Source organism: Streptococcus sp. 23.2, from assembly GCF_016648665.1.
Taxonomy (GTDB): Bacteria; Bacillota; Bacilli; order Lactobacillales; family Streptococcaceae; genus Streptococcus; species Streptococcus salivarius_E.
The window spans coordinates 24,162-37,779 of record NZ_JACLQJ010000004.1; the positions used below are offsets into that span (position 1 = coordinate 24,162).

Below are 13,618 nucleotides of genomic sequence, written 5' to 3' on the forward strand. Positions count from 1 at the left end.
GAAGATAACTTTTCCCTTGCGAGAAAAGTTATCTTTGCAATTATACTAATTGTTTGTACAAATCAACATATGCCAAACTTGCTGTATCCCATGAGAAGTCACGAGTCATAGCATTGTGCTGGAGTTGTTTCCAAGCATCAGCATTATTTTCGTAAACATCGAGAGCTTTTTCAAGGGTTTGAACCATCCAGTAACCTGAGAAGTTACCAAATGAGAATCCTGTACCTGAGCCTGTCACAGGGTTGTATGGTTCAACAGTATCACGAAGACCACCAACCTCGCTAACCACTGGCAAGGTACCATAGCGCATAGACATCATTTGAGAGAGGCCACATGGTTCAAAGGCTGAAGGCATAAGGAAAATGTCACAACCAGCATAAATTTGTTGAGCCAACTCTAGGTTGAAAGTAATGTTGGCAGACATTTTTTCTGGATAAGCATGAGCGAACCAAGAGAAAGAATTCTCATAGTCACTATAACCAGTACCCAAAAGAACAATCTGAACATCATGTTGCAAGATGTTGTGAAGCTCGTTAACCACCAAATCGAAACCTTTTTGGTCTGTCAAACGTGACACAATACCAATCAATGGAACGTCTTCTCGAACTGGAAGACCAACACGCTCTTGAAGCGCTGCCTTGTCTTTGGCTTTACCTGACAAATCATCCACTGAGAAATGATAAGGAATGTGAGTATCTGTTTCTGGATCAAGGAGGTCCGTATCGATACCATTAACAATACCAGATAACTTACCAGATTCCATGCGCATGATTTGATCAAGGCCTTTACCAAATTCAGGTGTTTGGATTTCACCAGCATATGATGGTGAAACTGTTGTGACACGGTCTGCGTAAAGAACAGCTGCTTTCATCCAGTTGAGGCAATCATTCCAACGAAGGGTACCATCAGCATAACGCTCGTAACCAACACCGAAAATTTCCCAAAGCATTCCACTGTCAAATTGACCTTGGAATTCAATATTATGGATAGTGAAGACTGTCTTAATACCTTGGTAAGCTTGAATCCAATGGTATTTTTCCTTAAGAAGGAAAGGAATCATGGCTGTGTGGTAGTCATGAACATGGAGAACATCTGGAATAAAGTCCACTTTTTCCATCAACTCAAGGGCAGCCATTTGGAAGAAACCAAAACGCTCACCATCATCCCACTCACCGTATACCGTACCACGGTTGAAATACTGCTCATTATCAATGAAGAAGAAAGTCACACCATCACGGACAATTTTCTTGATGCCGACATATTGACGACGCCAACCAACATTTGTATAGAAGAAGCCAAGGTCTTCAACCTGATCGCCAAACTTAGCCGAAACCACATCATAATAAGGGAGAATTACGGCAACTTCGTGACCATTTTTGACTAGAGATTTAGGAAGAGCACCGATAACGTCACCCAAACCGCCAGTCTTAGCGAAAGGTGCACCTTCAGCAGCTACAAATAAAATTTTCATCGTACAATATCCTCTGTTACAACGCTACCTTTTTTGATGACAACTGGGTTGTTTTCTGTACCGCGAATAGTAACACCATCAGCGATTTCAACCCCTTTATCCACAATCGCATATTCAACTGTAGCGCCTTTACCAACTGTAACACGTGGGAAGAGAACTGAGTAGCTCACGTTTGAGCCTTCGGCCAAATCTACATTACGTGAAACCACTGAGTGTTCCACTTTACCACGTACAATAGAACCTGATGCAAACTGAGACACTTTAACTTCAGAAGAAGCTGCATAGTATGTTGGCTCTTCATTTTTAACTTTTGTATAAACTTTTTGGTTTGGTGCAAAAAGTTTATAGAATTTTTGTGATTCCAGCATATCCAAGTTAGCATCAAAGTACGCTTTTACTGAGTGGATATTTGAAAGGTAACCAGTGTACTCGTAAGCAAAAGCATTTTCAGCAACTGCCAAATCACGAAGTACATAACGAAGCTTACGAGGTTCTTCTTTAGCTGCTTCTTCTTCCAATTTTTCAATCAAGAATGGTGTATCCACAACAAAGATGTCTGTAGACATATTGTAAACTTCTTTATCGCCACCCTGGAAGAGCTCATGGCCAAGCACTTTGTCAGAGTCATCAATTTCTAAAACGCTGTTTACATCTGAAATGAGTTCTTTAGGAAGTTTTTTGTAGACCACAGTAACTTTTGGTTTTGTTGTATTGTGAAGGTGGAAAACTTGGTTAAGATCAATGTTGACCAAAACATCACTGTTAAGAGCTACAGTCTGATCTGAGCCTGAACGTTTAAGGTAAGTCAAAATTTGACGATAGTATTCCTCATCAACAGTTGAGCTTTCAACAGGAGTATTGTAAATACCAAGGTAGTAGTGACTGAGAAGAGTAGACAAGCCCCACTCACGACCTGAACGAATATGGTCGAAGACAGAACTGATGTTTTCGTTTTGGAAGATTCCGAAGACGCTACGGATACCAGCATTAGCCAAGTTAGACAACGGGAAGTCGATGAGGCGATATTTTCCGCCAAATGGTAGGCTGGCAATAGGACGGTGCTCAGTCAAACCACCCATGTCATGGAATCCTACGGTATTTCCTAGAATTGCAGAATATTTATCAATCTTCATCTTTTGGTACCCCCACTACTTCATTGTATCCTACGACTTGCACTTCTTCTGTACCGTCAATTTCCACGCCATCAGAAATATGTGCCCCTTCACCGATAATAGCACGTTTAATTTTTGCGCCTTTACCGATAACTGCACCACTCATAATAACTGAATCTTCAACGACCGCACCTTCACGGATTTGGGCACTTGTTGAGAGCACTGAATGTTTAACAGTTCCATCAACCGAACAGCCATCAACAACGAGTGAGTCTTCAATTTCAGCATGTTCACCAAAGAAGTTCGGTGGAGCAATCATGTTACGTGAATAAATCTTCCATTGACGGTTACGGCTATCCAAAGCATTTTCAGGAGAAATATACTCCATATTTGCTTCCCAAAGGGATTCGATAGTACCTACGTCCTTCCAGTAGCCTTCAAATTCATAAGCATAGACGCTTTCACCTGTTTCAAGATAAGCAGGAATAACGTTCTTACCAAAGTCAGACATATCAACCGTACTCTTCTCAGCTGAAACCAACATATTGCGAAGACGTTTCCAGTCAAAGATGTAAATACCCATTGATGCCTTCGTAGATTTAGGATTTTCAGGTTTTTCTTCAAATTCGACGATACGGTTATTAGCATCAGTGTTCATGATACCGAAACGGCTAGCTTCCTTAAGTGGCACATCAAGAACTGCTACAGTAAGACTTGCGTTGTTGTCCTTGTGAGCTTGGAGCATATCATCATAGTCCATCTTGTAAATATGGTCACCAGACAAGATTAAAACGTATTCAGGATTGATGCTGTCGATATAGTCAATGTTTTGGTAAATAGCGTGGCTGGTACCTTCAAACCAACGATTACCTTCACTAGCTGAGTAAGGTTGAAGAATCGATACACCAGAGTTAACACCATCCAAGCCCCAACTTGAACCATTACCGATATGATTGTTCAAAGCAAGTGGCTGATACTGTGTAATGACACCGACATTGTTAATTCCTGAATTGGCACAATTTGACAAACCGAAGTCAATAATACGATAGCGTCCACCAAATTGAACAGCTGGTTTGGCAATACTTTGGGTCAATTTTCCAAGACGAGTTCCTTGCCCACCAGCAAGGATCAAAGCCAACATTTCATTTTTCATGAATAGTCCCCCTCATGATTTTTAGTTCCATCCTCAAAAGGATGTGAAACAATCAGTCGAAACTGATTATGACAATTAAAGTAAGTTCCTCAGTGTGGCAATAGTTTGGGCATCAAACAGCTTCTTTCAACCGTGATTTCCTTGCTATCACCACTGAAAAACAAATCGTGTACACGTTTAAGTCTACCCTTTATTTCAAGCGACGTTTAACACGCCAGATACTTGCTCCAAGAGCTGGCAATGTGAAGCTAAGGGTATTTTCATAATCCTTCCATTTCGCCTTTTGGGTACGAGTTTCAGGATTTCCTTTTTTCCAGACACCACCGAATTCTTCCATCTCAGTGTTAAGCACTTCTTGATAAATACCAGCGACTGGCAATCCAATAGTGAAGTCTTGACGTTCCACTGGAGCTAGGTTGAAGACACAGACAAGAAAGTCACCCTTATCGCCTTTGTCATCCTTACGAATGAAGGAAAGCACACTTTCAGCACGGTTATCCGCGTCAATGATTTCAATACCATCGTAAGAATCATCAATCTGCCAGAGAGATTTATGGTCCTTGTAGAAACCATTCATATGGCTAGTGAAAGCCTGCATCTTCTGGTTCATCTCATCTTCAAGATTATTCCATTCAAGTTGGTAATCAAATTTCCACTCTAAGAACTGACCAAATTCAGATCCCATGAAGAGCAATTTCTTACCTGGGTGACAGAGTTGATAAGTATAGAGGTTACGTAGGCCAGCAAACTGATTGTAGCGATCCCCCCACATCTTATGCATCATACTCTTCTTACCATGAACTACTTCATCATGTGAGAATGGCAGAACATAGTTTTCATTGAAGCAATACATGAAACTGAAAGTCATCAGATTGAAATCGTACTGACGGTAAACTGGATCTTCTTCGTAGAATTTGAGGATATCGTTCATCCAACCCATATTCCATTTGAAGTCGAAACCTAGACCACCCTCTTCAATCGGTTGTGTAATTGGTGTTGCTGCAGTTGATTCTTCCGCAACCATCATGACATCTGGATAGCGTTTTTTAATCTCACGATTGAGTTTTTGAAGGAAGCCATAGCCTTCCAAGTTACGGTTACCACCGTCCTTGTTTGGCATCCATGGACCCTCATCATAGTCCAAATAGAGCATGTTTGAAACTGCATCCACTCGGATACCATCGATATGATAATTTTCAATCCAGTAAAGAGCACTTGAAATAAGGAAAGACTGTACTTGATTTTTCCCTAAGTCAAAGTTAAGTGCACCCCAACGATAGTTATGAGCTCGATCGTGATCCTGATATTCGAAAGTTGGTGTACCATCAAAGTAGGCTAAAGCATCGTCATTCTGTGTATAGTGACCTGGGACCCAGTCTACCAAGACACCGATATTATTCTGGTGACATGCTTCAACAAAATCTTGAAAATCTTCTGGTGTACCATAGGTATGCTCAAAAGCAAAGTAACCCATGAGCTGGTAACCCCAACTCATCCCAAGAGGGTGAGCCATGAGTGGCATGAATTCCACGTGGGTATAGTTCATCTCAACCAAATATGGAATCAACTCTTCTTTCAATTCTTTGAAAGTATAAGGTTGACCATCCTCTTTTAGTTTCCAAGATGATGCATGAGCTTCATAGATATTAACCGGACGTTTTTGGAAACCAAAGCGTTTACGACGACCCATCCAAAGGCCATCCTTCCACTTCTTAGTTTTCTTCTTACGAATCACAGCTCCTGTTCCTGGACGTGGCTCCAAATAAGTAGCGAAAGGATCCATCTTTTCGACTACTTGACCTCCCTTACGTTTCACCAAGAACTTATAGAGTTGTCCTTCTTGAGGGAGGGCTGAACTTACCTCCCAAACACCGATATGGTTTTTGGTCATATCCAGAGGTTCATCAAACCAACCTGTGAAATCTCCAATTACCTGAATCTGCTCAGCATGAGGGGCCCACACACGGAAGACAAATCCTTCTTCTCCCTCCAATTCATGCACACCCAGATAATTCTGAAGGTGGAAGTTCTCACCTGTCCCAAACGTGTACATGGCTTCATCGAGATTCATACCATCACTCCTTTCTAAAACTAGCCTTGATAGATCTAACTATCAAGAAATTAAAACATTGAAATATATGTAAATACACTAGAAAACCCTTCAGATTGATAGGGCTCACAAGCGAATAAAACTGCTTGTGTAAGCGTTTCCTGTATTATAACATTTTTTGACTGCCTTGTCAGTAAATCTCCAAATCTTTTTTCATATTATTGAACACAAAAGTCTTACGTAATTTTCCAGAAATGTGCAATTCAACAATACCTGAATCGTACTCCGCTTTTGCGACATAGAGATTATCGTAAATATCTGCATATGAACGATATGACAATTCTGGTACGGTTTGCTTACGCTCAATTAATTTGGCAACTTTAGCAATCAATTTTTTCTTAAGGGTCACCTGATTCCAATCCACCCGATTGACCTCATCAGGGGCATTGTAGCTATTCATGGCACGCTTGACATCTGCTTCCGTGTAATTACCATCTTCGCCTGTTGCAACCATCTTAGTGCGCTGGAATTCTTGTCCCAATTGCATGAAACACATTCCCTGCATACTTAGATTAAGAGCATTTGCCAAGTAAATACGTTTTTCAATATCTTCTGGCGAATCATGTGGATGCAAATGATGCATAAGGTCATTCAAATTGTAGTTGTCGTGCGCTTCGATATAGTTGAGGACCTGACCTGGCATGAGGTAGTTTACAAAACCACGGCTACCAAGCAGACTCTTGGCAATCTGGTCTTCCAATGGGGCTCCAGACACATAGCCGTTATTGATGTACCCATAGACCTCTGCCCCCTTGACCGCGTCACGCGCATTGTCATTGAAAAATCCGATTCTAGGCATCAAGGCTGCATTATCCTTCTTGCCCTTTTGGTCTACAGGAAGACCAATTCCCATATCCCATCCTTCACCATAAAGAAGAATCCTAGAATCAATATCATCCATGGCTGAACGAATGGCATTCATCGTAGCAACGTCATGTAAGCCCATGAGGTCAAAACGGAAACCATCCACTCCAAATTCTTCTGCCCAATAGGTCAAAGAATCAATCATATACTTACGGTACATTTCCTTTTCACTGGCTGTTTCATTTCCACAACCTGACCCATCTTGGAAAGACCCATTGTCATGCATACGGTAGTAATAAGCCGGCACAGATAGTTGGAAAGGAGAGCTGTAAGATGAGTAAGTATGGTTATAAACCACATCCATGATGACCCCAATTCCTGCCTCATGGTAGGTCTGAATCATTTTCTTAAGCTCTAAAATTGGTGCCACGGGATTCTTTTGATCAGCAGCAAACTGACGGTCTGGAACATTATAATTCTCAGGATCATAGCCCCAGTTGTAGAGCAACTTACCATCTTTATCATAGGTTTTATGGTGATCAAAGACTGGTTGCAGTTGGACATAGTTGTAGCCCATGCGTTTGAGATAATCAAAACCAGTCACATCTCCATGGTCATTTTTAGTCCCTTTTTGACAAGCACCTAGATAGGTTCCTCTATAGGACTTCTTAACACCAGATGTCTCTGAAATCGAGAAATCACGGATGTGCATTTCACAGATAACGGATGAGCAAGCATTTGCCTTACGCCAGCTCGCTTTTTGTTTGGTAACCTTTTCAAATCCTCTTGGGACAAGTCGCTGTGGATTGACCACCAAACTTTTTTTATTATCTAAGCTAAGGGCAATACTGTAGGGGTCTCTCGTATCCTGATAAAAACTTTCCTCATGATACACACGAAACTGGTAGGCTACCCCATCCAAATCCTTTTTGACAGTGGCACTCCAAACACCGTGAGTATTCATCTCATGACGGTCCTTATTGACACTGGTTCCTCGGCTCATCTTAATGATCTTAGGATTTTTACTGCCCTTTTTAAAAAGCAGGAGCTGCACACGACGGGCTAGAGGTGACCAAAGGCGAAACTCTGTAGCCCCTTTTTCATACTTATGACCTAACCATCCTTGAAAGCCCCACTTCTGATCAAATTCCTGTCTACGAAGAGCCATATCAAAGGCATGCTGGTCGCGACCTTCGAAACTATGGCTAGTCAAGGCTGCCTGTTTAGAATAATAAACCGTTGGATCACCTTCAACTATCCAAATAGCATTGGGAGCATCCCCTAGGAAACGTCGAACGCGATAATCATGTGTTTGCCTCGACCAGTCTTCCGTTTTTACCAAAAGATTGACAGAATCAATAAAACGATTAGAGGGAGAAGTAACCTGACCAACAAGGCCAAAATCATCTTCACGTGAAAAATGGGCCTCTTCGCCCCAATAACCATCTAGCCACTTCCACATACTGTATCTGGAATAGTCGCCATGCATACTATGAAAATGAACGGTTAATAAATTGTCCATTTTTTACTCCTTAGTTTTTATTACTCACTTTTTCTCCTATTATAGCAGAAAATGTTCGTTTTGTAAGCGTTCTTATGGAATATTTTGCAATTTTTTGGTTTATTTTGAACATAAAAAAAGAATGAGAAAACAAATGGCAAAACACTCATTTTTCTCATTTCTTTTGTCTATTTTAATTCCTTTAAAAACCAGGCTTGATACTCTTTCCAGTTCATTATTCTTGAGTCATCAAAACCTTACGTGGTTTGGTACCTTCAGCCGGTCCAATAACACCTGCTTCTTCCAATTCTTCCATCAAACGAGTGGCACGGTTGAAACCAACTGACAGACGACGTTGAATCATGGAAGCACTGGCTTTTTGTGTTTCAAGGACCAAAGCCTTGGCTTCTTCAAAGAGTGGGTCACCTTCTGAGCTACCACCATTAGCAGAGGAACCTCCACCAAAATCATTTTCAGAAACTTCGCCAGGATCAAAGCTCTCATCATAGTCAGCTGAAGCCTGATCCTTGATAAAGGTCACAATACGTTCTACGTCATCGTCAGAGATGAAGGAACCTTGCAGACGAACAGGGTGGTTTTCATCAATCGGTTTGAAAAGCATATCCCCACGTCCGAGTAGCTTTTCTGCCCCATTTTCATCTAAAATGGTACGACTATCTGTTCCCGAAGACACCGCAAAGGCCACACGAGATGGCACATTGGCCTTAATCAAACCGGAGATCACATCAACCGACGGACGTTGAGTGGCGAGAATCATGTGAATTCCCGCAGCACGCGCTTTTTGTCCCAAACGAATAATAGCATCTTCCACTTCCTTACTAGCTACCATCATCAAGTCAGCCAACTCATCAACGATAACCACAATTAAAGGCAAGGGAATCTGTTTTTCTTGCGACTGAGCATTCCAGTCTTCCACCTTGGCATTATAGCCAGCTATGTTACGCACGCCAAACTTACTAAAGAGTTCGTAACGATTTTCCATCTCATCTACCACTTTTTGAAGAGCCTTGGCGGCCTTACGTGGGTTGGTCACCACAGGGATAAGGAGATGAGGAATATCATTGTAAACAGAGAGCTCAACCATCTTAGGATCGACCATGAGGAACTTAACCTGGTCAGGACGAGCCTTCATAAGAATACTAGAGATGATTCCGTTAACCGCAACCGATTTACCAGAACCTGTTGACCCAGCCACCAGCAAGTGGGGCATCCGTCCCAAATCAAAGCTACGAGCCGAGCCATCAACTGCCTTACCGAGAGGAACTTCCAAGAGCTTATTAGGATCCGTCTTGGACTGTTCCCAAAGTTCACGGAAAGAAACCGTCGCAATCTCAGAGTTAGGCACTTCGATCCCAACCAAAGATTTTCCAGGAATAGGGGCCTCAATACGGACATCTTTCGCAGCTAGAGCCAGAGCCAAGTCATCAGCTAGATTTGAAATACGATTAACACGAACCCCAACAGCAGGCTTGACCTCGTACTTAGTCACTGATGGTCCAATTTCGGCTCGCTCAACCTTGACGTCAATATTGAAACTCTTGAAAGTATCTTCTAAGATTCGAATATTCTTACGAACGATGTTTTTCTCTTTAGATTGACTCTTAGGCTTATCAGGTGCAAAGAGATCTATCTGAGGTAATTTATACTGTAAGAGCTCCTTCGGTGTGAAATCAACCTCGACAGGTGCATCATCTCCCTCAACAACCATAGATGGTGGAAACTCCTCGCTTGGCACATCCTCTGGATAAGGTGCATAATCTTCTTGGAAATCCTCATAATCCTCTGGAGGGAGATTATCATAGTAGTCCTCAGAAGCATAATCACTGATTTCAGGTTCAGATGCAAAAATCTCAGTTTCTTGTGGTAACTCCTCTGCAGCATCATCTAAGATTTCTCCCGTCTCCTCGTCAACAGTTAAATCAGCCAGACGCTCGGCTTCGGCACGTTCTTCCGCCTCACGTTCTTTCTGAGCCTGACGTTCTGCCTTCTTTTCCTGACGTTGTGCTATCCGTTCCAAACGCTTCTCAGCCCCTTTCTGCCAAGCTTCCTTAGCATACTCCATGATATCCAAGACATCCCAAGGGCTAAGAATGAAGGCACCCAAGAGAATGATCAATACCCCAATCATGAAGCTACCGATATTTGAAAAGAGGAAAGAAATCGGTTGGTATAGGAGAGCCCCCAACATACCACCACCCGCAAAACGAGCTACTTGCACACTGACCAGTTCCCCAAAAAGCAAATCCTTGGTACCAGGGAAAATATCCAGACCACTCATGCGTTCTAGACTAAAGAGATAGGCGTGAAACTCCAACAAGAGACCCGCGAAGATCATCCAAAATCCTGTTACGTAGTTACTATGTTTACGTAACCATTTAAAGCCAAAGAGATAAACATAGATAGCAAAAATTAAAGGATAAGCCATACTCCCCACAAATACTCGAAAGAGATTATAGAGGGTAACCCCAAAGAAACCCAATCGAAAGACTGGGAAAATTAAAACAAAGGCAAAAAAGAAGGTCCATAGCATTCGCTTAATCGCCTTCTGTCTGTCTAATTCTGCTTTTGTAAGCCGCTTCTTACTGTTCTTAGAAGTCGACCCTTTTTTCGTTTTTTTCGTTGTAGCCATAGGTGTATTATACCACGTTTTTAGACATGAAAAAAGAGAGACTGGTCTCTCCTTAGATTGAAGACAAAGTCTTTTTTTGAGACTTTCCTTCTTTTGACATTATTCTTCAATTAATGATGTTGAGTGAACCGGACGATTCTTACCGTCTGGATCAATATATTGGATAGCTTGGTTGATAGCGATAGGAGCTTCACCCATTCCCACAGCAATCAAATCAATCTTACCCTCATATTCTGCCGCATCACCGATAGCATAAACACCTTCTTGTGAGGTTTCAAACTGCGCATTAACAGTAATGCTAGAGCGTTTGTAATCAACATTCCAGTTACGAAGATTTTTATTGTTGGTTGAGAAGCCAAAGCTAACAATAAGGGCATCAAGTGGCAATTCCACAACCTCATCTGAATTAACTTTTTGAACGGTCAAACTTTGGGCAAGACCATTTTCACCCTTAATTTCAAGTGGCACATAAGGCGTCATCACATTAACTGACGATTGATGAAGCAGTTCTACACTATGCTCATGGGCACGAAAGGCATCACGACGGTGAATCAAAGTCACGCTCTCAGCAATCCCATCCAAGTGATTAGCCCAGTCAACAGCTGAATCTCCACCACCAGCAATCACAACCTTCTTGCCGGCAAATTGGTCAAGACTATGCACATTATAGAACAAGTTATTGTCCGCATAATCTTCTTCATTGTCCACACCCAAAGGACGGGGAGCGAAGGCACCATTCCCACAAGCAATGACGATAGCCTTAGACAAGTGTTGGCCCTTACTAGTGGCAATTGTGAAGATGCCTTCTTTCTTTTCAAAGGTTTGCACTTCTTCTTTCAAATGAATACTGACACGATCTTCAAAACGCTTAAGTTGAGTCAAGAGATTTTCTGTCAATTCCGCACCTGTCGTTTGCGGAAAGGCTGGAATATCGTAGATCTTCTTCTCTGGATAGAGAACGGCAGGTTGTCCACCAAGCTCTGACAGACTCTCAATAATATTAACAGTCATACCACGTAGACCGGCGTAAAAGGCAGCCCAAAGTCCTACTGGCCCACCACCGATAATGGTAATATCGTAAATCTTTTCTTCTGACATTTTATTTCCCTTCTGCTTTTATCTCATCTAAAATCTGACGTTCTTCATCCGTAAAGTCATAGTTTTCCAAGAGGTCTGGTCGACGCTCCCAGGTCTTACGCAAACTCTGTTCTATACGCCAACGTCGAATATTGACGTGGTGCCCTGACAAGAGAACATCTGGCACCTTCATGCCACGAAACTCAGCTGGGCGCGTGTACTGTGGAAATTCCAAAAGCCCTGATGAGAAACTATCATCCTTATGACTAGCTTCCTTACCTAAAACTTCAGGAATCAAGCGGACAGTCGCATCTACAATAGTCATTGCAGCCAACTCTCCCCCAGTTAAGACAAAATCTCCCAAGGAAATCTCATCTGTCACTAAGGTTTTGATGCGCTCATCATAGCCCTCATAGTGACCACAGATAAAGACCAATTCCTCTTCTTGCGCCAATTCTTCTGCATAGGCCTGATCAAAGGTACGACCCGCAGGATCTAAGAGAATAACGCGAGGTTTTGTGACGTCTAACTTGTCAAAGGTATCAAAAATTGGCTGGGCACGTAGCAACATACCTTGACCGCCACCGTAAGGTTCATCATCTACGTGACGAGCCTTCTCCGCATTTTCACGAAAATTGTGATAGTTGATTTCTAGAAGGCCCTTATCCTTTGCCTTACCAACAATGGAATGCTCTAAGGGAGCAAACATATCTGGAAATAGGGTCAAGATATCAATCTTCATCGTCTAATCCTTCCATGAGCTCAACCTCAACACGTCCAGCTGCAACATCAACATCGAGAACTACAGGTGGGATGTATGGCAAGAGCAAATCTTTTTTGCCTTTACGTTTTACTACCCAAACATCATTAGCGCCCGGCTGGAGAATCTCTTTGACCTGACCAATCAAAGTATCACCTTCGTAAACATCAAGGCCAATGATTTCATGGTAGTAAAATTCCCCATCATCAAGGTCTGTTAAATTTTCCTCAGCAATCTTGAGGCTGCAGCCCTTATACTTCTCCACATCATTGATATGGTAAAGCCCCTTAAACTTAACGATATCAAAGTTTTTATGTTTACGGTGACTCGCAATCTCAACATCCGTGATGTAATTGTCTTTGTCATCAAAAAGGGCTAGGACACTCTTCTTCTTAAAACGCTCATCCGCAAAATCTGTTACAGATAAAACACGAAGTTCCCCCTGCAAGCCCTGTGTATTCACAATCTTTCCAACGTTATAGTATGTCATTGAATTTCCTTATTATATGTTTTCTTATGCAAATGAAACCACGACTCGACTAACTGCATAGCATCATCTGATAACCATCACAAAACAAACATTTTACATCAGGTCGAGGTCTTGTCATTTATAATTTTAAAGTGGTATAAAATGTCTGGCTTAGGCCAGCCAACCCCTCTATTTTATCAAAAAGGACACAAAAAAACCAGCTTTCTCCAGCTGGCACTTATAGTCCGTACGGGATTCGAACCCGTGTTACCGCCGTGAAAAGGCGGTGTCTTAACCCCTTGACCAACGGACCATAATCTGTGTCTCTACCCTCAGGTAGAACTGGGGTAGCTGGATTCGAACCAACGCATGAGGGAGTCAAAGTCCCTTGCCTTACCGCTTGGCTATACCCCAAAAGACTCTTATTATTCTACAGAAAAACTAGTGGGCTGTCAACACTTTTTTAAACTTTTTTCAAAAAAAGCAACCGGAAATACCGATTGCTAGGAGT

The 13,618-nt window shown here is 42.1% G+C and carries 9 protein-coding genes and 2 tRNA genes; all 11 read right to left on the reverse strand.

What is annotated here, in order from left to right; all coding sequences use genetic code 11:
- Positions 1-40 precede the first annotated feature (40 nt).
- The 11 genes from glgA to H7T98_RS03380 all read right to left on the reverse strand — a co-directional run bounded on the left by glgA (position 41) and on the right by H7T98_RS03380 (position 13,521).
- Positions 41-1,471: a glycogen synthase GlgA gene (glgA, locus tag H7T98_RS03330; protein WP_021143828.1), complete on the reverse strand. Its 1,431-nt coding sequence runs from the start codon at positions 1,469-1,471 to the stop codon at positions 41-43.
- Positions 1,468-2,604, reverse strand: coding sequence for a glucose-1-phosphate adenylyltransferase subunit GlgD (gene glgD, locus H7T98_RS03335; RefSeq protein ID WP_156685290.1), 1,137 nt, complete (start codon positions 2,602-2,604; stop codon positions 1,468-1,470). The genes glgA and glgD overlap by 4 nt, the downstream gene beginning before the upstream one ends.
- Positions 2,594-3,736 (reverse strand): glucose-1-phosphate adenylyltransferase, encoded by a 1,143-nt coding sequence (locus H7T98_RS03340; RefSeq protein ID WP_049545334.1) that lies wholly within the window; start codon positions 3,734-3,736, stop codon positions 2,594-2,596. The genes glgD and H7T98_RS03340 overlap by 11 nt, the downstream gene beginning before the upstream one ends.
- 190 nt (positions 3,737-3,926) lie before the next feature.
- On the reverse strand, positions 3,927-5,807 hold the full coding sequence (glgB, locus tag H7T98_RS03345) for a 1,4-alpha-glucan branching protein GlgB (RefSeq protein WP_049545333.1): 1,881 nt from the start codon (positions 5,805-5,807) through the stop codon (positions 3,927-3,929).
- Between the two features lie 169 nt (positions 5,808-5,976).
- Positions 5,977-8,172 (reverse strand): type I pullulanase, encoded by a 2,196-nt coding sequence (gene pulA / locus H7T98_RS03350; RefSeq protein ID WP_201061259.1) that lies wholly within the window; start codon positions 8,170-8,172, stop codon positions 5,977-5,979.
- A gap of 214 nt (positions 8,173-8,386) precedes the next feature.
- Positions 8,387-10,801: a DNA translocase FtsK gene (locus H7T98_RS03355; protein ID WP_156685288.1), complete on the reverse strand. Its 2,415-nt coding sequence runs from the start codon at positions 10,799-10,801 to the stop codon at positions 8,387-8,389.
- A gap of 99 nt (positions 10,802-10,900) precedes the next feature.
- Positions 10,901-11,899, reverse strand: a complete 999-nt coding sequence (locus tag H7T98_RS03360; protein WP_156685287.1) for an NAD(P)/FAD-dependent oxidoreductase — start codon at positions 11,897-11,899, stop codon at positions 10,901-10,903.
- 1 nt (position 11,900) lies between these two features.
- Positions 11,901-12,620: a tRNA (guanosine(37)-N1)-methyltransferase TrmD gene (trmD, locus tag H7T98_RS03365; protein WP_156685286.1), complete on the reverse strand. Its 720-nt coding sequence runs from the start codon at positions 12,618-12,620 to the stop codon at positions 11,901-11,903.
- Complete coding sequence (gene rimM, locus H7T98_RS03370; RefSeq protein WP_037602994.1) at positions 12,610-13,128, reverse strand: ribosome maturation factor RimM; 519 nt, start codon at positions 13,126-13,128, stop codon at positions 12,610-12,612. The genes trmD and rimM overlap by 11 nt, the downstream gene beginning before the upstream one ends.
- 220 nt (positions 13,129-13,348) lie before the next feature.
- Positions 13,349-13,420 (reverse strand) — tRNA-Glu (locus H7T98_RS03375).
- A 29-nt stretch (positions 13,421-13,449) separates the two neighbouring features.
- Positions 13,450-13,521: transfer RNA gene (locus H7T98_RS03380), tRNA-Gln, on the reverse strand.
- Between the last annotated feature and the right edge of the window lie 97 nt (positions 13,522-13,618).